Source organism: Paraburkholderia madseniana (assembly GCF_009690905.1).
In the GTDB taxonomy this organism is placed as follows: domain Bacteria; phylum Pseudomonadota; class Gammaproteobacteria; order Burkholderiales; family Burkholderiaceae; genus Paraburkholderia; species Paraburkholderia madseniana.
This window is the reverse complement of the sequence record NZ_VOSW01000002.1, coordinates 53,666-73,460: the sequence shown is the minus strand read 5'-3', so window position 1 is coordinate 73,460 and position 19,795 is coordinate 53,666. Positions and strand designations below refer to the sequence as shown.

Annotated in this window: 20 protein-coding genes and 1 other RNA gene; 17 read left to right on the top strand and 4 right to left on the bottom strand. The window is 60.9% G+C overall.

Annotated features, from left to right (window positions below):
* The first annotated feature begins 148 nt into the window (after window positions 1-148).
* From edd to FSO04_RS01825, 4 genes are all read left to right on the top strand, one after another.
* A complete protein-coding gene (gene edd, locus FSO04_RS01840) occupies window positions 149-2,065 on the top strand; it encodes a phosphogluconate dehydratase (RefSeq protein ID WP_154558088.1) in 1,917 nt (638 codons plus the stop codon).
* A gap of 2 nt (window positions 2,066-2,067) precedes the next feature.
* A complete protein-coding gene (eda, locus tag FSO04_RS01835; RefSeq protein ID WP_054034506.1) occupies window positions 2,068-2,709 on the top strand; it encodes a bifunctional 4-hydroxy-2-oxoglutarate aldolase/2-dehydro-3-deoxy-phosphogluconate aldolase in 642 nt (213 codons plus the stop codon).
* A 253-nt stretch (window positions 2,710-2,962) separates the two neighbouring features.
* Window positions 2,963-4,348: a GntP family permease gene (locus tag FSO04_RS01830; RefSeq protein ID WP_154558087.1), complete on the top strand. Its 1,386-nt coding sequence runs from the start codon at window positions 2,963-2,965 to the stop codon at window positions 4,346-4,348.
* A gap of 10 nt (window positions 4,349-4,358) precedes the next feature.
* Entirely contained in the window at window positions 4,359-4,862 is a 504-nt protein-coding gene (locus FSO04_RS01825) for a gluconokinase (RefSeq protein ID WP_154558086.1), read from the top strand.
* A 95-nt stretch (window positions 4,863-4,957) separates the two neighbouring features.
* On the opposite strand, the gene purB is transcribed toward FSO04_RS01825, so the two are convergent.
* Entirely contained in the window at window positions 4,958-6,346 is a 1,389-nt protein-coding gene (purB, locus tag FSO04_RS01820) for an adenylosuccinate lyase (protein ID WP_054034504.1), read from the bottom strand.
* 141 nt (window positions 6,347-6,487) lie between these two features.
* Between purB and FSO04_RS01815 the strand changes: the two genes are divergently transcribed.
* The 6 genes from FSO04_RS01815 (at window position 6,488) to FSO04_RS01790 (ending at window position 12,283) form a co-directional block, all read left to right on the top strand.
* Window positions 6,488-7,450: a LysR family transcriptional regulator gene (locus FSO04_RS01815; RefSeq protein ID WP_154558085.1), complete on the top strand. Its 963-nt coding sequence runs from the start codon at window positions 6,488-6,490 to the stop codon at window positions 7,448-7,450.
* 138 nt (window positions 7,451-7,588) lie between these two features.
* Window positions 7,589-8,902 (top strand): Glu/Leu/Phe/Val family dehydrogenase, encoded by a 1,314-nt coding sequence (locus FSO04_RS01810; protein WP_054034502.1) that lies wholly within the window; start codon window positions 7,589-7,591, stop codon window positions 8,900-8,902.
* A 265-nt stretch (window positions 8,903-9,167) separates the two neighbouring features.
* On the top strand, window positions 9,168-10,061 hold the full coding sequence (locus FSO04_RS01805) for a glutamate/aspartate ABC transporter substrate-binding protein (protein ID WP_154558084.1): 894 nt from the start codon (window positions 9,168-9,170) through the stop codon (window positions 10,059-10,061).
* A gap of 82 nt (window positions 10,062-10,143) precedes the next feature.
* Window positions 10,144-10,884 carry an amino acid ABC transporter permease gene (locus tag FSO04_RS01800; protein WP_154558083.1) on the top strand — a complete coding sequence of 247 codons (741 nt, stop codon included), beginning with the start codon at window positions 10,144-10,146 and terminating at the stop codon, window positions 10,882-10,884.
* Window positions 10,884-11,561, top strand: coding sequence for a glutamate/aspartate ABC transporter permease GltK (gltK, locus tag FSO04_RS01795; protein WP_154558082.1), 678 nt, complete (start codon window positions 10,884-10,886; stop codon window positions 11,559-11,561). Before FSO04_RS01800 ends, gltK begins: the two co-directional genes overlap by 1 nt.
* Complete coding sequence (locus tag FSO04_RS01790; protein WP_054034498.1) at window positions 11,558-12,283, top strand: amino acid ABC transporter ATP-binding protein; 726 nt, start codon at window positions 11,558-11,560, stop codon at window positions 12,281-12,283. Before gltK ends, FSO04_RS01790 begins: the two co-directional genes overlap by 4 nt.
* A gap of 83 nt (window positions 12,284-12,366) precedes the next feature.
* On the opposite strand, the gene FSO04_RS01785 is transcribed toward FSO04_RS01790, so the two are convergent.
* Window positions 12,367-13,296: a class II glutamine amidotransferase gene (locus tag FSO04_RS01785; RefSeq protein WP_154558081.1), complete on the bottom strand. Its 930-nt coding sequence runs from the start codon at window positions 13,294-13,296 to the stop codon at window positions 12,367-12,369.
* A gap of 190 nt (window positions 13,297-13,486) precedes the next feature.
* On the opposite strand from FSO04_RS01785, the gene pyrC reads away from it, so the two are divergent.
* The 3 genes from pyrC (at window position 13,487) to rnpB (ending at window position 15,866) form a co-directional block, all read left to right on the top strand.
* Window positions 13,487-14,566, top strand: coding sequence for a dihydroorotase (gene pyrC, locus FSO04_RS01780; protein WP_154558080.1), 1,080 nt, complete (start codon window positions 13,487-13,489; stop codon window positions 14,564-14,566).
* An 11-nt stretch (window positions 14,567-14,577) separates the two neighbouring features.
* Window positions 14,578-15,411, top strand: a complete 834-nt coding sequence (locus tag FSO04_RS01775) for a DUF3025 domain-containing protein (RefSeq protein WP_154558079.1) — start codon at window positions 14,578-14,580, stop codon at window positions 15,409-15,411.
* 41 nt (window positions 15,412-15,452) lie between these two features.
* Window positions 15,453-15,866, top strand: an RNA gene (rnpB, locus tag FSO04_RS01770) — RNase P RNA component class A.
* Between the two features lie 104 nt (window positions 15,867-15,970).
* Here rnpB and FSO04_RS01765 read toward each other — a convergent pair.
* The gene (locus tag FSO04_RS01765) at window positions 15,971-16,393 is read right to left on the bottom strand and encodes an OsmC family protein (RefSeq protein ID WP_063497318.1); all 423 of its coding nucleotides are present in this window, start codon (window positions 16,391-16,393) and stop codon (window positions 15,971-15,973) included.
* An 88-nt stretch (window positions 16,394-16,481) separates the two neighbouring features.
* Between FSO04_RS01765 and FSO04_RS01760 the strand changes: the two genes are divergently transcribed.
* From FSO04_RS01760 to erpA, 4 genes are all read left to right on the top strand, one after another.
* Window positions 16,482-17,105, top strand: a complete 624-nt coding sequence (locus tag FSO04_RS01760) for a hypothetical protein (RefSeq protein WP_154558078.1) — start codon at window positions 16,482-16,484, stop codon at window positions 17,103-17,105.
* A complete protein-coding gene (gene rplM, locus FSO04_RS01755) occupies window positions 17,077-17,505 on the top strand; it encodes a 50S ribosomal protein L13 (RefSeq protein WP_007180422.1) in 429 nt (142 codons plus the stop codon). Before FSO04_RS01760 ends, rplM begins: the two co-directional genes overlap by 29 nt.
* Before the next feature lie 11 nt (window positions 17,506-17,516).
* Complete coding sequence (gene rpsI, locus FSO04_RS01750) at window positions 17,517-17,909, top strand: 30S ribosomal protein S9 (RefSeq protein ID WP_007180423.1); 393 nt, start codon at window positions 17,517-17,519, stop codon at window positions 17,907-17,909.
* A 269-nt stretch (window positions 17,910-18,178) separates the two neighbouring features.
* Entirely contained in the window at window positions 18,179-18,544 is a 366-nt protein-coding gene (erpA, locus tag FSO04_RS01745; RefSeq protein ID WP_007180424.1) for an iron-sulfur cluster insertion protein ErpA, read from the top strand.
* 87 nt (window positions 18,545-18,631) lie between these two features.
* Here the strand turns inward: erpA and FSO04_RS01740 are convergent, their stop codons facing one another.
* The gene (locus FSO04_RS01740) at window positions 18,632-19,762 is read right to left on the bottom strand and encodes an anhydro-N-acetylmuramic acid kinase (RefSeq protein ID WP_168435534.1); all 1,131 of its coding nucleotides are present in this window, start codon (window positions 19,760-19,762) and stop codon (window positions 18,632-18,634) included.
* Window positions 19,763-19,795: the final 33 nt, after the last annotated feature.

Sequence of the window (19,795 nt, the reverse complement as noted above, 5' to 3'; positions counted from 1 at the left end):
TATTCAAAAATGTCGCGGCGCAACAGGAGTCGTGATTGCGATCGTGTAGTTTTTCTACTAACATTGCGACGTCGACTGTTTCGACATCCCCGCGATACCTGCCTGGCATAGTGCGTCTACGCCTCACGCCAGCGACGAAGGAGCTCCGATGGTTTCCCCGCATTCGCAATTGTTGAAGGTCACGCAACGCGTGGTCGAGCGCAGCAAGCCCACTCGCGAGGCGTATCTGGCCCGTATCGAGCACGCCCAGGGCAAATTCCCTGCACGCGGCGCGCTCTCGTGCGCCAATCTGGCTCACGGCTTTGCTGGTCTTGAAGGCCACGACAAGCTCGTCATCAAGCAGATTCGCCAGCCGAACATCGGCATCGTGTCCTCGTATAACGAAATGCTGTCGGCGCACGCGCCGTACAAAAACTACCCGGACATCATCAAGGAAGCTGCGCGTGAAAACGGCGGCGTCGCGCAATTTGCCGGCGGCGTGCCGGCCATGTGCGACGGCGTCACGCAAGGCAATGCGGGCATGGAACTGTCGCTGTTCTCGCGTGAAGTGATTGCGATGAGCACGGCGGTTGCCCTCACGCACAACATGTTCGACGCAGCGCTGTGCCTCGGCATCTGCGACAAGATCGTGCCGGGCCTGCTGATCGGTGCACTGCAATTCGGCCATCTGCCGACGATTTTCGTGCCGGCCGGCCCGATGGGCAGCGGCCTGTCAAACGACGACAAAGCCAAGACGCGTCAGCTTTTCGCCACTGGCCAGTGCGGCCGCGACGCGCTGCTCGAAGCAGAAGCCGCCGCGTATCACAGCCACGGCACCTGCACGTTCTACGGCACGGCAAACAGCAACCAGATGCTGATGGAAGTGATGGGCCTGCATCTGCCGAGTTCGGCGTTTGTGCACCCGCATACGCCGCTGCGCGACGCATTGACCGCGCAAGCCGCGCGCCGCGTGCTCGACTTGACGGTGGATCGCGGCAACTACATGCCGATCGGCCACGTGGTCGACGAGAAAGCCATCGTCAACGGCATCGTCGCTTTGCTGGCAACGGGCGGTTCGACCAATCACACGCTGCACCTCGTCGCGATCGCGCGCGCGGCCGGCATCGTGATCGACTGGGACGACTTCGACACGCTGTCGCAAGCCGTGCCGCTGCTCGCCAAGATTTACCCGAACGGTAAGGCCGACGTGAACCACTTCCACGCTGCGGGCGGTGTCGCGTTCCTGGTCCGCAATCTGCTGGAAGGCGGCTTGCTCCATGAAGACGTGAACACAGTCGCCGGCAAGGGTCTCCATCACTACACCGAAGAACCGAAGCTGCTCGACGGCAAGCTGCAATGGGTGCCGGGCACGGAAAAGAGCGAAGACACGGCGGTGCTGCGCGGTATCAAGGAACCGTTCCAGCCGGATGGCGGCTTGCGTCTGATGCAGGGCAAACTTGGCCGCGGCGTGATCAAGATTTCGGCCGTCGCAGCGCAGCATCGCAAGGTGAAGGCGCCCGCGATCGTGTTCGATTCGCAGGAAGCCGTGCAGGCCGCGTTCGACAACGGCGAGCTCAAGCGTGATTTCATTGCCGTGGTGCGCTTCCAGGGCGCCCGCGCAAATGGCATGCCCGAATTGCATCGTTTGACGCCGTTGCTCGGTGTGTTGCAGGATCAAGGTTTCCACGTTGCACTGGTCACCGACGGGCGTATGTCCGGCGCGTCGGGCAAAGTGCCGGCGGTGATTCACCTGTCGCCGGAAGCATTGCTGCAAGGCCCGATCGGCAAAGTCCGCACCGGCGACATGCTGGTGATCGATGCAGACGCAGGCGTGCTCGACATCGAAATCGATGCAGCCGAATGGGCGGCGCGGCCGGAAGCATTGCCGCAGCATCAGGCGGAAAACGAAGTCGGCTTCGGCCGCGAACTGTTCGGCGTGTTCCGTGCGGCGGCAGCGCCGGCGGAGCAGGGCGCCTCGGTGTTCGGTCCGATGGTGGGCGAACGCGGCGCGCAGCACGGCGAACACAAGAAAGCACACACAAGCACCACTCAAGCCAGCCACGAGCTGCAGAAACAAGGAGTCTGACTATGACGGCGAAAACAGTAAGCGATATCGTGCGCCTCGGCCCGGTGATTCCGGTGCTCGCGTTCGACTCGGTCGAACAGGGCGAAAACGTGTCGCGCGCGCTGCATGCGGGCGGCGTGAAGGTGCTCGAAATCACGCTGCGCACGGCTGCGGGACTCGGAGCGATCGAACGCGCGAGCCAGCTGTCCGAAGACATCGTGGTCGGGGTCGGCACGATCACGAAGCCCGAGCATTGTTTTCAGGCGAAGAAAGCGGGCGCGCAATTCGGCGTGTCGCCAGGTCTCACGAAAGACATGCACAAGGCCGCGCAAGATGCGGGTTTGCCGCTGCTGCCGGGTGTCATGACGCCGAGCGACATTATCGCGGCGCTCGAACTCGGCTACGAAATCGTCAAGTTCTTCCCGGCGCAGCAAGCCGGCGGTATCCCGATGCTGCAGGCGTTTTACGGCCCGTTCCCGACGCTGAAATTCTGTCCGACCGGTGGCATCACGGCCGAAAGCGCCATCAATTTCCTCGCACAACCGAATGTGGTGTGTGTGGGCGGATCGTGGTTGACGCCGAAGGCTGCACTTGCCGCGCAAAACTGGGACGAAGTCACGCGTCTCGCACGTGCCGCCAGCGAGCTGGCCGCGCCTGCACATTGAGTTGAAACGGCGCGTACTTTAGGCCGGTAACCAGGCCCTACACAAAGGAGCCTCGTCGAAACAGCCTGTCAGGCTGTCGCGCCGAGGCTCCTTTGCGATATGCGCGCCGGATTCGCGCGCTTTTAGAGACAACAAACAGTAAAATTCAGCGTCCGCGCGGCTTGCCGGGTTTTCAGGCACCGCTTGAGGTCGCCGTGAGACAGGTGCCAGCTGTGTTCCGCACCAACAATCAATAACGCAAAGGAGGAGCTTCATGGAAGCTGTCCACGGCAGCACGCTGCTGGTCTTCGCGGTGATCGCCATCGCACTTCTGATCCTGCTGATCACCCGTTACAAGGTTTACCCGTTCCTCGTCCTGATCATCGTTTCGCTGCTGCTGGGTCTTGTATCCGGCATGCCGATCGGCACGATCGTCAAATCGTTCGAAACCGGCAACGGCAATACGCTCGGCCACATCGCGGTCGTGGTCGGCCTCGGCACCATGCTCGGCAAGATGATGGCCGAATCCGGCGGCGCGGAGCGCGTCGCCACCACGCTGATCGAGTGGTTCGGTGAGAAGAACATCCATTGGGCGATGATGGTCGTAGCGATCATCGTCGGCTTGCCGGTGTTTTTCGAAGTCGGTTTCGTGCTGCTGATTCCGATCGCGTTCAACGTCGCCAAACGTACCAACAAGTCGTTGCTGCTGGTCGGCTTGCCGATGGTCGCGGGTCTGTCCGTCGTGCACGGTCTGATTCCGCCGCACCCGGCAGCGATGCTCGCGGTGCAGGCGTATCACGCCGACATCGGCAAGACGATTGCGTACGGTCTGATCGTGGGCGTGCCGACGGCGATCGTCGCCGGCCCGCTGTTCGCGCTGCTGATCAGCCGTTACATCAAGCTGCCGGAGAACAATCCGCTCGCCGCGCAATTCCTCGGCCATGGTGATGACGCGCAAAATAACGCGAAAAGCGCGGCGCCGAAGCGCGAATTGCCGAGCTTCGGTGTCACGTTGTTCACGATCCTCTTGCCGGTAATTCTGATGCTGATCGGCAGTTGGGCCGACCTCGTCTCCACGCCGAAGACTTTGCCGAACGATCTGCTGCACTTCGTGGGCAATTCGGACGTAGCATTGTTGATCGCCGTGCTGGTTAGCTTCTGGACCTTCGGTGCGAGCCGCGGCTTCAGTCGTGAACAGATCCAGAAGTTCTGTGGCGAATGTCTCGCACCGATCGCGGGTATCACGCTGATCGTCGGCGCGGGCGGTGGTTTTGGGCGCGTGCTGATGGATAGCGGCATTTCGAAGGAAATCGTCACCGTTGCGACGGCCATGCATCTGTCGCCACTGCTGTTCGGCTGGCTGGTGGCCGCGCTGATTCGTCTGGCCACGGGTTCGGCGACGGTTGCCATGACCACCGCATGCGGCATCGTCGCGCCGATCACGGCCGCCAGCGGCGTGCAGGTCACGCCGGAATTGCTGGTGCTCGCCACCGGTTCGGGTTCGCTGATTTTCTCGCACGTCAACGACGGCGGTTTCTGGCTGATCAAGGAATACTTCGGTATGACGGTGGGGCAGACCTTCAAGACATGGTCGCTCCTCGAAACCATCATTTCGCTGATGGGCTTGGGTTTGACTTTCGCGCTCGCGACGGTCGTGTAAGGAGTTTTTGATGATTTTGATCGCAATGGGCGTGTCGGGCGCCGGCAAGACGAAGATTGGCGAAATGCTGGCGGAACGCCTGCACTGCGCGTTCACCGACGGCGACGCGTTTCACAGCGCCGCCAACAAGGAGAAAATGCACCACGGCATTCCGCTTACGGACGAAGACCGTTGGCCGTGGTTGCAAACCATCCGTGCGGCGATCGAGGAAAAGCAGAGGGCGGGCGAGAAGGCGGTGTTCACGTGTTCGTCGCTGAAACGCTCGTACCGCGATGTTCTGCGCGGCGGTAGCAGCGGCGATAAGGACGTGTGCTTCGTCTATCTGAAGGGTTCGTTCGAGGTGCTGCGCGGGCGGTTGACCACGCGCACCGGTCACTTCTTCGATCCGTCGCTGTTGCAAAGCCAGCTCGATACGCTCGAAGAGCCGGGCCCGGATGAGGCGATCACGGTGAGCATCGAATTGTCGCCGGAAGAGATCGTCGAAGAGGTGTTGAAGCAGATGACTTCGCGCTGAGGCTTTAGGCTTACTGACGTCGCAGGATGAAAAAAAGGCGCTCACGTTTGTGAGCGCCTTTTTTATGGTCGAAGCTGCGAGGTAATGACTCGGCCTTAAGCGATCCGCTTCGCCAGTTCGACTGCCTTGCCGATATACGAACCCGGCGTCATGGCAAGCAAACGGTCCTTCGCATCTTGCGGAATCGCGAGACCGGTCACGAACGTTTGCAGCGCTTCACGCGTGATGCCCTTGCCGCGCGTCAGTTCCTTCAACTGCTCATACGGGTTTTCGATGCCGTAACGGCGCATCACCGTTTGCACCGGTTCGGCCAGCACTTCCCAGCAGTTGTCGAGGTCTTCGTTCAGACGCTGTGCATTCACTTCGAGCTTGTCCAGACCGCGAATCAGCGAGTCGTATGCGAGCAGCGAGTAGCCGAACGCAACGCCCATGTTGCGCAGCACCGTCGAGTCGGTCAGGTCACGCTGCCAGCGCGAAATCGGCAGCTTGTCGGCGAGGTGGCGCAGGGTGGCGTTGGCGAGACCCAGATTACCTTCCGAGTTCTCGAAGTCGATCGGATTGACCTTGTGCGGCATCGTCGACGATCCGATTTCGCCGGCCTTCGTGCGTTGCTTGAAGTAGCCGACCGAGATGTAGCCCCACACGTCGCGGTCCAGATCCAGCAGGATCGTATTGGCGCGCGATACGGCGTCGAACAGTTCGGCCATGTAGTCGTGCGGTTCGATCTGGATCGTGTACGGATTGAACGTGAGCTTCAGGCGCTGTTCGACGACTTCGCGCGAGAACGCTTCCCAGTCGAATTCCGGATATGCGGACAGGTGCGCATTGAAGTTGCCGACCGCGCCGTTCATCTTGCCCAGCAGTTCGACCTTGGCGATACGATCGATCGCGCGTTCCAGACGTGCGGCGACGTTGGCGATTTCCTTGCCGAGCGTGGTCGGGCTGGCCGGCTGGCCGTGCGTGCGCGACAGCATCGGCTGTTCGGCTTGCGCGTGAGCCAGCGCAACGAGGCGCTGATGCACCGAGCGCAGTGCCGGCAGAATCACGTGTTCACGTGCGCCGGCGAGCATCAGGCCGTGCGAGGTGTTGTTGATGTCTTCTGAGGTGCACGCGAAGTGAATGAACTCGCTCGCGCGTTCCAGTTCTTCCTGACCCTTGACCGATTCCTTCAGCCAGTACTCGACCGCTTTCACGTCGTGATTCGTCACACGTTCGATATCCTTGATGCGCGCGGCGTCGTGCGCGGTGAAGCGCTCGGCCAGTTGCAGCAGGAATTGTTCGGCGGCTTCGGAAAAGCGCGGCACTTCGGCGAAACCGGCGTGCGAGAGCGCGATCAGCCAGTGAATTTCAACCGTCACGCGATTGCGCATGAAAGCGGCTTCCGAAAGCCAGTCGCGCAGGGCTTCGGTCTTCGAGGCGTAACGGCCGTCGAGCGGGGAGAGCGCGTTCAGCGCGAACAGGGTGTCGGGGCGGGTGTCGGACATGATGGGGGCCGGAGTCAAAGCGAGCGCTCAGCGAGCGGATCGGGAACGGAGGGAACCGCGAATTTTACCACTCAACCCGGCGGCACCACCCCGCGCCGCTAGAATGCTGACTTCCTCCCTCCCGCTGGTAGCAGGCCCCGCATGGAACTGAAATGGCTCGAAGACTTCGTTTCGCTGGCGGAAACGCGTAGTTTCAGCCGCTCGGCCGAATCTCGTCACGTCACGCAGCCAGCATTTTCGCGGCGGATTCAGGCGCTGGAAGCGTGGCTGGGCACGGAACTGATCGATCGTTCGGTTTACCCGACGCGGCTGACGGCAGCAGGCCAGGTGTTCTACGAGCAGGCGCTCGCGATGCTGTCGCAGTTCCACGAGGCGCGTGCCTTGCTGCGCGGGCACACGGCGACGCCGCAGGCCACCATCGAGTTCGCGGTACCGCACACGCTGTCGCTCACGTACTTCCCGCGCTGGCTGCAGCGCATCGAAGCGCAAATGGGTCCGATCCATACCCGGCTGCGGGCGTTGAACGTGCACGACGCGGCTCTGGCGCTGGTGGAAGGCGGCTGCGATCTGATGATGGCCTATCACCATCCGAGCCATCCAATCGCGCTCGATCCGGCGCGCTACGACATGCTCACGCTCGGCAACGAGCCGATCAGCCCGTTCTCCGCGCCGGGCCGCGCCGGCCGGGCGCGTCATACGTTGCCGGGCACCCCCGAGGCGCCCACGCCCTATCTGTCCTACACGCCGAACGCGTACCTGGGCCGCATGACCGAGGTGATCCTCGCCAACGCGCCGGAGCGTCTGTATCTCGACCGGTTGTACGAAACCGACATGGCCGAGGGGCTCAAGGCCATGGCGCTGGCCGGCCACGGCATCGCCTTCCTGCCGCACAGCGCGGTGGAAGACGCGATTGCGGACGGCAAGCTGATCCGCCTCGATCGCGCAACGCGTGGCACACCCGAGGGGCAGCTCACGCTGACCATGGAGATTCGCCTCTATCGCGACAAGCTGGCCGCGAAAGGCGACGACGCGCGGCAGATACTCGTGCGGCAGTTGTGGGACGTGGTATCGGAGGAGTTGGCGCAAGGCGCAGGCGCTGCCTGAAAACCTGCGTCCCCACGACGCGAATTTGCAGCTTCTTAACGGTTATGCAAAAAAAACATAATCGGATAATGAAACGGCATTGGATTTCAAAACGGCGTTTTTCGACAATGCTGTCACTCGATCAACGCCGGAGCGTTCATGTCATCCCAGCAACAAGCAGCACAATCCGCGTCAACGTTGCAGTCTGTTCCTTCCTACCTGAATAAAGACGACCTCGGCCCGTGGGGCAACTACCTGCGTCAGGTCGACCGCGTCGCGCCGTACCTCGGCTCGCTGTCCCGCTGGCTCGAAACCCTGAAGCGCCCGAAGCGCATTCTGATCGTCGATGTGCCTATCGAACTCGATAACGGCACGGTCGCGCACTTCGAAGGCTATCGCGTGCAGCACAACGTGTCGCGCGGTCCGGGTAAGGGCGGTGTGCGATATCACCAGGACGTGACGCTTTCGGAAGTGATGGCGCTGTCGGCGTGGATGTCGGTGAAGAATGCTGCTGTGAACGTGCCGTACGGCGGTGCGAAGGGTGGTATCCGTGTCGATCCGCGTACGCTGTCGCGTGGCGAGCTGGAGCGCGTGACGCGCCGCTACACGAGTGAAATCGGCATCATCATCGGACCGAATACCGACATCCCCGCGCCGGACGTGAACACGAACGAGCAGATCATGGCGTGGATGATGGACACGTACTCGATGAACCAGGGCCAAACGGCTACGGGCGTCGTGACGGGCAAGCCGATCGCGCTGGGTGGTTCGCTGGGCCGCCGTGAAGCGACGGGCCGTGGCGTGTTCGTGGTGGCTTCCGAAGCTGCACGCCGTATCGGTGTCGACATCGAAGGCGCGCGGATTGCCGTTCAGGGTTTCGGTAACGTGGGCGGTATCGCCGCACGTCTGTTCCAGGAAGCGGGCTCGAAGCTGGTCGCAGTGCAGGATCACACCGGCTCGCTGTACAAGTCGACTGGTATCGATGCTGTTGCGCTGGCGGATTACGTGGCGAAGAACGGCGGCGTGGGCGGTTTCCCGGAAGCCGATGCAGTCACGAACGAAGAATTCTGGACGGTCGAATCGGACATCCTGATTCCGGCCGCGCTGGAAAACCAGATCACCGAAAAGAACGCCGGCAAGATCAAGACGAAGATCGTCGTGGAAGGCGCCAACGGCCCGACCACCACGGCAGCGGACGACATTTTGCACGACCGTGGCATTCTCGTGATTCCGGACGTGGTGGCCAACGCCGGTGGCGTGACGGTGTCGTACTTCGAGTGGGTGCAGGACTTCTCGAGCTTCTTCTGGACGGAAGACGAGATCAACCAGCGTCTCGAGCGCGTGATGCGCGAAGCATTTGCCGCAGTGTGGCAAGTGTCGAGCGAACAGAAGGTCTCCGTGCGGACCGCGGCGTTTATCGTCGCGTGTAAGCGGATACTGGAAGCGCGCGAATTGCGCGGCCTGTATCCCTGATCGACTGGCATGACACGGCGGCCCGCCACCTCGCGGGCCGCTGCGAATCCTTGCTTTGACGTGGTCCACAAGACCGCGTGTTTCCCCCGGCGGGCGGCATCCTATCGATGCCGCCCGCCTTTGCGTGTCCGCCGCGTTTGAATTGACGGGTTAAGCTGCTGTAATCCCGCCGCGGCGCGCGTGCGCAACAAACATGGTTTATAGCCATACTTTCAGAATAATTACTTTGCTAAACTGGCGCCGGTTCTTGCCAAGGAGATCACAAATGAAGGTTAAAAAAGCTGCGCTGCTGCTCGCGACTCTCGGACTGTTTACGGTTGGCGCGCATGCGCAAGACGCTGGTACGCTGAAAAAGATCAAGGACACGGGCGTCATTTCGCTGGGTCACCGCGAATCGTCGATCCCGTTTTCGTATTACGACGACAAGCAGAATGTCATCGGCTACTCGCAGGAATTCGCGCTGAAGGTGGTGGATGCGGTCAAGGCAAAGCTGAATATGCCTAACCTGAAGGTCAAGCTCACCCCGGTCACGTCGCAGAACCGTATTCCGCTGGTGCAAAACGGCACCGTCGACATGGAATGCGGCTCCACCACGAATAACACCGAGCGCCAGCAACAGGCTGCGTTCTCGAACACGATCTTCGTGATCGGCACGCGCCTGATGACCAAGAAAGACTCCGGCATCAAGGACTTCGCTGACCTGAAGGGCAAGACGGTCGTCACGACCGCCGGCACCACCTCTGAGCGCCTGCTTCGCAAGATGAATCAGGACAAGAGCATGGGCATGAACATCATCAGCGCGAAGGACCACGGCGAGTCGTTCCTGACGCTCTCCACCGGCCGTGCTGCCGCGTTCATGATGGACGACGCGCTGCTGGCAGGCGAACGCGCCAAGTCGAACAACCCGGGCGATTTCGTGATCGTTGGCACGCCGCAATCGCATGAAGCGTACGGCTGCATGATTCGCAAGAACGATCCGGAATTCAAGAAGGTCGTCGACGACGCGATCGCGAAGGTCGAAACCTCGGGCGAAGCCGACCAGATCTACAAGAAGTGGTTCGAATCGCCGATTCCGCCGAAGGGCCTGAACCTGGCCTTCCCGGAAAGCGACGACATCAAGGCGCTCTACAAGAGCCCGAATGACAAGGCAATCGATTAAACCTTAGCTGTTTTTTTGAAACGCTGAACGAAACGGAAGGGGCCACGCGCTTCTTCCGTTTCTTTTTGCTGGAGTCTTGGTCATGTCATATCACTGGAACTGGGGCATTCTGCTGAGTCCGGTCTCCACCGGCGAGCCGACCACCTATCTGGGCTGGCTGCTGTCCGGCTTCTGGGTGACGATCACCGTGTCGCTGTCGGCATGGGTGATCGCGCTGATTGTCGGTTCGTTGTTCGGTGTGCTGCGCACGGTGCCGAACAAATGGGCATCGGGTATCGGCACGCTCTATGTCGCGATCTTCCGCAACATCCCGCTGATCGTGCAGTTCTTTATCTGGTATCTGGTGATACCGGAGTTGCTGCCCGTGTCGATGGGGAACTGGTACAAACAACTGCCGCCGAGCGCGCAGTTCTTCTCATCGTCTATTTTGTGCCTCGGGCTCTTTACCGCCGCGCGCGTGTGCGAGCAGGTGCGCTCGGGTATCAACGCATTGCCGCGCGGCCAGCGTGCCGCGGGTCTGGCAATGGGTTTTACGCAATGGCAGACGTATCGCTACGTGCTGTTGCCGGTTGCGTACCGGATCATCGTGCCGCCGCTCACGTCCGAGTTTCTGAACATCTTCAAGAACTCGGCGGTTGCGTCGACCATCGGTCTGCTGGATCTGTCAGCCCAGGCGCGCCAACTGGTCGACTACACGTCGCAGACGTATGAGTCGTTCATCGCGGTCACGCTAGCCTATGTGCTGATCAATCTGGTCGTGATGCAACTGATGCGCTGGGTCGAAGCCAAGACCCGGTTGCCCGGCTATATCGGAGGTAAGTGATGCATCATTTCGACTGGAGCGGTATTCCGGGCGCACTGCCTACGCTGTGGATCGGCGCTATCGTCACCATCAAGATCACGCTGATTGCGATTGTGATCGGCATTGTCTGGGGCACTCTTCTCGCGATCATGCGGCTTTCGCCGATCAAGCCGTTCGAATGGTTCGCCAAGGCCTACGTGACGGTGTTCCGTTCGATCCCGCTGGTGATGGTGCTGCTGTGGTTCTTCCTGATCGTGCCGCAGGTGCTGCAGAACGTGCTGGGTTTGTCGCCGGATATCGACATCCGGCTGGCTTCGGCGATGGTCGCTTTCTCACTGTTCGAGGCGGCGTACTATTCGGAGATCATCCGCGCTGGCATTCAGGCGGTGCCGCGTGGGCAGGTCAATGCCGCGTTTGCGCTCGGCATGAGCTACCCGCAGGCGATGCGCCTCATCGTGCTGCCGCAGGCGTTCCGCGCGATGGTGCCGCTGCTGCTCACCCAAGGTATCGTGCTGTTTCAGGATACGTCGCTCGTCTACGTGATCAGCCTCGCCGACTTCTTCCGCACCGCCACGAATATTGGCGACCGTGACGGCACGAATGTCGAAATGGTACTGTTCGCGGGCGCGTGTTATTTCGTGATCTGCGTGATCGCGTCGAGCCTCGTCAAAGGTCTTCAGAAAAAGGTCGCAAGATGATCTCTATCAAGAATGTTTCGAAGTGGTACGGCCAGTTTCAAGTGCTGACCGACTGCACGACGGAAGTCAAAAAAGGTGAAGTGGTGGTGGTGTGCGGGCCGTCGGGCTCGGGCAAGTCCACGCTGATCAAAACCGTCAACGGCCTCGAGCCGTTCCAGAAGGGCGAGATCGTCATCAACGGCCAATCGCTGACCGACAAGAAAACCAATCTGTCGAAGCTGCGTGCGAAGGTCGGCATGGTGTTCCAGCACTTCGAGCTGTTCCCGCATCTGTCGATCGTGCAGAACCTGACGCTCGCACAGGTCAAGGTGCTCGGCCGCTCGAAGGACGAAGCCACGACCAAGGGCTACAAGCTGCTCGATCGAGTCGGCCTGCGTGCGCATGCGGATAAGTTTCCGGGGCAATTGTCGGGCGGTCAGCAGCAGCGCGTGGCGATTGCGCGCGCGCTGTCGATGGACCCGATCGCCATGCTGTTCGACGAGCCGACTTCGGCACTCGATCCGGAAATGATCAACGAAGTGCTCGACGTGATGGTCGAACTGGCACAAGAAGGCATGACGATGATGTGCGTCACGCACGAAATGGGCTTTGCCAAGAAGGTCGCACACCGCGTGATCTTTATGGACAAGGGCTTGATCGTGGAAGACGACAAGAAGGAAGACTTCTTCGCGAATCCGAAGTCGGATCGTGCGAAGGATTTTCTGGCGAAGATCCTGCACTGAGGGTGTTCTTGGGCCGCGCTGGTTGGTTGGCGTGGCCTAGGCAGAAAAAAGCCGCCCGGCGCGAACCGGGCGGCTTTTTCGTATCAGGACTCGAAAGCAGCCGTGTCGTCCGCGGCTTCGAGGTCGACATCGGCGGCTGTGGCAACCGCCTCAACCGAAGCCGCAATCGTAGTTGCCGAAGCCGATGCATCCAACGCCGGATTGCGCAGCTTCTCCAGCACCGAAGCCGGCACCGGCACATTGACCCGGCCGATCACTTCGCCGTGCTGGAACATCAGTAGATCGCCCGGTTTGAAGGCGGTCCACACTTCGTTATCGGTGAGCGGCTTGGTCGCGATCACGGCGACGCGGTCTTCCGGAGTCGTGTATTTGGCGAAATCGATCGACACGTCGGCATCGACCAGATGCGCGGTCGAGAACGGCCAGCGCCGCACGATGTAATGCAGATGCGTCGAGCAATGCGCGAACAGCGCCTGGCCGTTCGACATCAGGAAATTGAACACGCCAAATTGCGTGATCTCGCGCGTGAGCGTTTCGAGCGCTGCGAACAGTTCTTCCAGCGGCGGTTGGCAGCCCGGAAAAGCCTTGCGCAAACCTTGCAGCAACGCGCAGAAGGCGAGTTCGCTATCGGTTGTGCCGACGGGTTGATAGACGCCGTTGAGCGCCGGCGAATAATCTTTCAGGTCGCCGTTATGCGCGAAGATCCAGTGGCGCCCCCACAATTCGCGCATGAACGGGTGGCAGTTCTCAAGCAGGATGTGCCCTTGCGTCGCTTTGCGAATATGCGCGATCGTGTTCTTCGATTTGATCGGGTAGCGCTTGACCATCTCGGCGATCGGCGAGGTCGCCGACGATTGATGGTCGATGAACAGGCGGCAGGCTTTGTCTTCGAAGAAGGCGATGCCCCAGCCGTCCGCGTGGTGATCGGTGACGCCGCCGCGCGCCGCAAAGCCGGTGAACGAGAACGTGACGTCCGTCGGCGCGGCGCAGTTCATTCCGAGAAGTTGGCACATGTTGCGGGTAAGCCTGTGAACGGGGCGAGCCGTTACAATGATGATTTTCCAAGCATATCACCGAGCCAGAAGCGCCAAATAGCAAAATTGACGTGTGTTTAGGCTCCAGCGCTGCGAATTGCTGTGATTTGTACCGCTTCGAGCGCGCCGATTTGCTTTTTTTGCCGCCGAATCTCGTTCCCCTCTCGCCATGACCGCTTCCAACGCCTCCCTCGATTCCGTCGACACCATCAACTCCGTTACGCTCGCCCGCCCGGACGACTGGCACCTGCACGTTCGCGACGGCGAGATGCTCGCTGCCGTGTTGCCGGATACCGCGCGCCAGTTCGGCCGCGCGATCATCATGCCTAACCTGAAGCCGCCGGTCACCACGACCGCAATGGCGCAGGCGTACCGCGAGCGCATCGTCGCCGCGATCCCGGCTGGGGCGAAGTTCGAACCGCTGATGACGCTGTACCTGACCGATAACACGCCGCCCGACGAAATCCGCCGCGCGCGCGAAAGCGGCTTCGTGCACGGCGTGAAGCTGTACCCGGCGGGTGCCACGACCAATTCGGACGCGGGCGTCACCGACATCATGAAGTGCGCCAAAACGCTCGAAGTGATGCAGGAAACCGGCATGCCGCTGCTGGTGCACGGCGAAGTGACGGATTCGTCGATCGACCTGTTCGATCGCGAGAAAGTGTTTATCGACCGCGTGATGACGCCTCTGCGCCGCGCATTTCCGGCGCTGAAGGTGGTGTTCGAGCACATCACCACGAAAGATGCAGTCGACTACATCCGCGAAGCCGGCGTGGCGCCGGGGCTGCTGGGCGCGACGATCACCGCGCACCATCTGCTGTACAACCGCAACGCGATCTTCCAGGGCGGCATTCGCCCGCATTACTACTGCCTGCCGGTGTTGAAGCGCGAGACGCATCGCGTGGCGCTGGTGGAGGCGGCGACCTCGGGTAATCCGCGCTTCTTCCTCGGCACGGATAGCGCGCCGCATCCGAAGGGTTTGAAGGAGCACGCGTGCGGCTGTGCGGGTTGCTACACGGCGTTGCATGCGCTCGAACTCTATACGGAAGCATTCGACAAAGCCGGCGCACTGGACAAGCTCGAAGGCTTCGCCAGCTTCTTCGGCGCGGATTTCTACGGTCTGCCGCGCAGCGAAGAGAAAGTCACGTTGCGTCGCGAAGAATGGACGCTGCCGGCCGAGTTGCCGGTCGGCGATACGCCTGTTGTGCCGCTGCGTGGCGGTGAGTCGATTGGCTGGCGCCTCGTCTGAAGTTGCATTAGATGCAGGTGCAAGAAGCGGCGCGCGTAGGCTTCGGTTTCGCCGATATCGACTGGTCGAAACCGTGGTTCGCGCAGTTCGCGGCGCGCGGCGAGCGCTGGCAGCAGGGCGCGCTGACGAGCTACGCGGCCTTGCTTGCAGAAATGAATGCCGATGCCGGTGAGATGCGGCAGGTTACGGGGCGCGGCCAGCGCCTCGCGTTCATTGCGCAGGAAGATCTGCCGCCGGGCGCGGCTTACGAGGCGCACATCGCGTCGACCGGCTGCGTGCCGACGCGCCACAACCTGCATGACTTCTTCAATGGGTCGATGTGGTTTGCTTTTCCGCGGATCAAGGCGGCGCTGAACGCGCGGCAGTCGGCGGCGATCGACGTGTTAGGCGTCGGCCCGACCCGCGGCGGCGTGCGCGATACGCTGACCTTATTCGACGAAAACGCGCTGCTGTTCGCCTGCGCCGACCCCGCGTTGAGCGCGGCATTGCGCGGGTTCGACTGGCAGACGCTCATGGTTGCTCACCGTGATGCCTGGGGCGCACGCTGCGAAGTGCGCTGCTTCGGTCATGCGTTGCTGGAAAAGCTGATCGCGCCGTTCAAGGCCTGCACGGGCCACGCGTGGATCGTCGACGTGCCGTCCGAGTACTTCGGATGGGACGCCGCAGCGCGCGACGCTTGGCTCGACGAGGCTGTCAGCACGGCACTCCTGAACACCGAGGCATTGACGAGCCGCATGTTTGCGCCGCTGCCGGTGCTGGGGATTCCGGGCTGGTGCGCCGAGAACGAATCGCCCGAGTTTTACGAAGACACGTCGGTCTTTCGTACAGGACGACGTTCGCGCTAAAGCCGCACCCTATTCGCCGCAGTGTTAAAATGCGCCCCAGCAAAGCAGGCCAGGCAGTCGCGGCCTCTGCGGTTTCGGCCAAAGAGGGCGAGGAAAGTCCGGACTCCATAGGGCAGGGTGATGGCTAACGGCCATCCGTGGTGACACGCGGAACAGGGCAACAGAAAGCAAACCGCCGATGGCCCGGCGCAAGCCGGGATCAGGTAAGGGTGAAACGGTGCGGTAAGAGCGCACCGCGGCTGCTGCAAGGCAGACCGGCACGGTAACCTCCACCCGGAGCAATTCCAAGTAGGCAGGCTAGCATCTTCGAGATGCAGGACGGGGCCCCCGTCACGTCTGCGGGTAGGAAGCTTGAGCGCGTCAGTAATGGCGCGCCTAGAGGAATGACTGCTACGCGCATCGCGTTTTCGGACGTGGCGCGTGCACAGAATCCGGCTTATCGGCTTGCTTTGCCACCCAACAAAAAATGCCGGCGTCCGTGTGGACGCCGGCATTTTTATTTGTGCGCACTGGCTAGGCTAAATGCGCGGCTATCCGCGCAGAAGCCGACGCGCCGCGCTCAACCCGCGACGATATCGAACGAGTGCGTGAGTTCAGCAGTCTTCGCGATCATGATCGACGCCGAGCAGTATTTGTCGTGCGACAGATTGATCGCGCGCTCCACGGTAGCCGGGTTCAGATTCTTGCCCGTCACGGTGAAGTGGAAGTGAATCTTGGTGAACACCTTCGGATCTTCGCTGGCGCGTTCGGCCTTCAGCGTCACCGAGCAACCGGCGATTTCCTGGCGGCTTTTCTTCAGGATCATCACGACGTCGTACGCCGTGCAGCCGCCCGTGCCGAGCAGAACCATTTCCATCGGACGCGGAGCGAGATTGCGGCCGCCGCCTTCCGGCGCGCCATCCATCGTGACCAGATGACCGCTGCCCGTCTCGGCCGCAAATGCCATCCCGTCTTGCCCCATCCAGCTAACTTTGCATTCCATGCTGTGCTCCACCGCGCTTCGCTTATATCGAAAACGCATTGTAGCCCGGTGTTTGCGCGTCCGCCCGAAGGGACTTTCGCTGGAACTTATGCCCGATGACCGCTTGCGTGTTGCGGTGCGGCATGTTTCGGTGATTCGGGAATGCCCTGACGGGTTTAGGGGTTTTACTCTAGATGATGTCTGTGTATGCAAGCTCTTAAAAGGGTTTTTGCCATTGATTTTAAAAGGAATTCAGAATTTTTTGGCCAGTGAGCCCGTCTGCCACATTGTAAAATCGAATTTCACAATGCAAATGTTCTTGCGTCGCACAAGGGCGCCTCATATAATCGATCCCATCGGTTGCAGCAGTTCTGCAACCTCCGCTGTCTCCTCCACCTCCTCCTTTGGTGGATTAAACCCGAACCGCTCGTTCGGGTTTTTTTTCGCCCACGGCTTCGATCTCACGAACCCCAGATTCGGGGCGAGCGGGAAGGGCAAATGGCCAAATCCGGGTGCCGGATCGCCCGATTTCTCGCCCAAACCCCCGCAAGCTTTGACTCCGCGTGACAAATTCCTTTATAATTCAGAGCTTTTCCGCATCCGCGCCCGCGGAGGAAGAACCAGGGAGAGCCTGCACGCGCCTCGATGCGCACACTACAAGCAGGAAAAAATACATTGGGCGCAGCAATTTTTTTGGATCGATCATGAAGACGTTTTCCGCAAAAGCCCATGAGGTTACGCGTGAATGGTACGTGATTGACGCGACGGATAAGGTTCTCGGGCGTGTCGCCAGCGAAGTGGCACACCGTCTTCGCGGCAAGCACAAGCCTGAATTCACTCCGCACGTCGACACCGGTGATTTCATCATCGTTATCAACGCCGGCAAGCTGCGTGTCACGGGCAACAAGGCTACTGACAAGAAGTACTACCGTCACTCGGGTTACCCGGGCGGTATTTATGAAACGACGTTCGGCAAGATGCAAGAACGCTTCCCGGGCCGTGCGCTCGAGAAAGCGGTCAAGGGCATGCTGCCGAAGGGCCCGCTCGGCTACGCGATGATCAAGAAGCTGAAGGTCTACGCTGAAGCAACGCATCCGCATTCGGCACAACAGCCGAAAGCGCTCGAGATCTAAGGGGAGCCCACATGATCGGTAACTGGAATTACGGCACGGGCCGCCGCAAGAGCGCCGTCGCACGCGTCTTCATCAAGGCTGGCAAGGGCGAGATCATTGTAAACGGCAAGCCTATCGCCGATTACTTCTCGCGCGAAACGTCACTGATGATCGTGCGTCAGCCGCTGGAACTCACGAACCACGGCGTCACGTTCGACATCAAAGTCAACGTGAACGGTGGCGGTGAAACGGGTCAAGCCGGTGCGGTTCGCCACGGCATCACCCGCGCGCTGATGGACTATGACGCAACGCTGAAGCCGGAACTGTCGAAGGCTGGCTTCGTTACGCGTGACGCTCGTGAAGTCGAACGTAAGAAGGTCGGCTTCCACAAGGCACGTCGCCGGAAGCAATTCTCGAAGCGTTAATCGCTTCGTGTGCAATCCGGCTTTCGGGCTGGAATGCTGCAAAAGCCGCCAACGCTTTCGCGAAGGCGGCTTTTTTTATTGGTTCGCGGCCAGGCTGCGCGGTAAGGGTTTTGTTGCCGGAGCTGCCGACGCGGTCTGCTCAGGCAGGCTGGTGGCGGCATCAGGGCCGACCATTGAATTTGCTGTAAGAACCCATTGATTTTGTGGGCTTCGGCACGATATCGAGATCAGCCCTACAATAGCGGTTAGAAGCTTTTTGGAGAGTTCGAATGAACGCAGTCACCGATACACCCGTGACCGAGATGCCCGCCCCCTTCGTTTTTACCGACGCAGCGGCTGACAAGGTCAAGCAACTGATCGAAGAAGAAGGCAATGCGGACCTCAAACTGCGCGTTTTCGTGCAGGGCGGCGGCTGCTCGGGCTTTCAGTACGGTTTTACGTTCGACGAAGCCGTCAACGAAGACGACACCGTCATGAACAAGAGCGGCGTCCAGTTGCTGATCGATTCGATGAGCTACCAGTATCTGGTCGGCGCTGAGATCGACTACAAGGACGACATCAACGGCGCGCAGTTCGTCATCAAGAACCCGAATGCTACGACCACGTGTGGTTGCGGCTCGTCGTTCTCGGTTTGATGGTTGGCCGGTTAGACGACAGGATGTAAAAGCAACGGGGCTTCGGCCCCGTTTTTTGTTGCCTGCGCTGAAAGCCAGGCTCTTGGCTTAACGCGGGTAGATCGCCCCGAGCACGCGCTCGGCAGCGGCGCCAGTGACCGCCGGCAAATTGCCCGGCAAGCGCGCCACACAACGCATCGCCAGCCATGCGAACGCCAGCGGCTCGACCTGGCTCGGCGGGACGCCGAGCGCGTCGGTTGTCATCACGGGCACGCCGCTTACACCGCTGTCTTCCAGCGCCTGTCGCAGGGCCTTCAGAATCTCCGGATTGCGCGCGCCGCCGCCACACACATAGACCGCCTTGGCGTCCGACGCATGCCGTTCGATTTCGCGGGCAACCGTTACTGCGGTCAGCGCGACCAGTGTCGCTTGCACGTCGGCGGGAGCGAGGGCGGCGAACGGTTGGAGCTTGGCATCCAGCCATTGCGGGTTGAACAGGTCTCGGCCGGTGCTTTTCGGTGGTTGTTGCGTGAAAAAGGGTTCGTCGAGCAATGCACAAAGCAACGTGCGATCGACCTGTCCGCCCGCAGCGAAATGGCCGTTTTCGTCGAAGGGCTTGCCGAGATGGCGCTGCGCCCATTCGTCGAGCAGCGCGTTCGCCGGTCCGCAGTCGAAACCGCGCACGCCGCCGGTCGCGTTCAGGATCGTAATATTGCTGATGCCGCCGAGATTGCAGACCACCCGCGTTTCGTCTTTCGCGCCGAACACCGTGGCGTGAAACGCCGGCACGAGCGGCGCGCCCTGGCCGCCGGCCGCGACGTCGCGGCTGCGAAAATCGGCAACCACGTCGATGTGCATCATTTCCGCGAGCAGCGCGGGGTTGTTGATCTGCCGCGTGTAACCCTTTTCCGGCCGATGCCGCACCGTCTGACCGTGCACGCCGATTGCACGGACTTCTGAGGCCGGAACACGGCTGGCTCCCAGCAGTTCGTGGCAGCACACCGTGTAGCGCGTGGCGAGTGCATTGGCGGCCAGCGCTTCGCGTTCGATCTCGTTGTCCCCAGGCTGTTGAAGCGCGAACAGCGCGTCGCGCAAGCCTGCCGCGAAGCCGACAAACGCCTCGGCCAGCACCACCGGCGGCTTTCCTTTCGCGAATCTGACGGCAACACCGTCCACGCCGTCCATGCTCGTGCCGGACATCAATCCCAAGTAGACGCCGTCTGCGGGGTCTTGCGCCACGTTGTTGCTCCTCTCGATGATTCGTTGCGATCT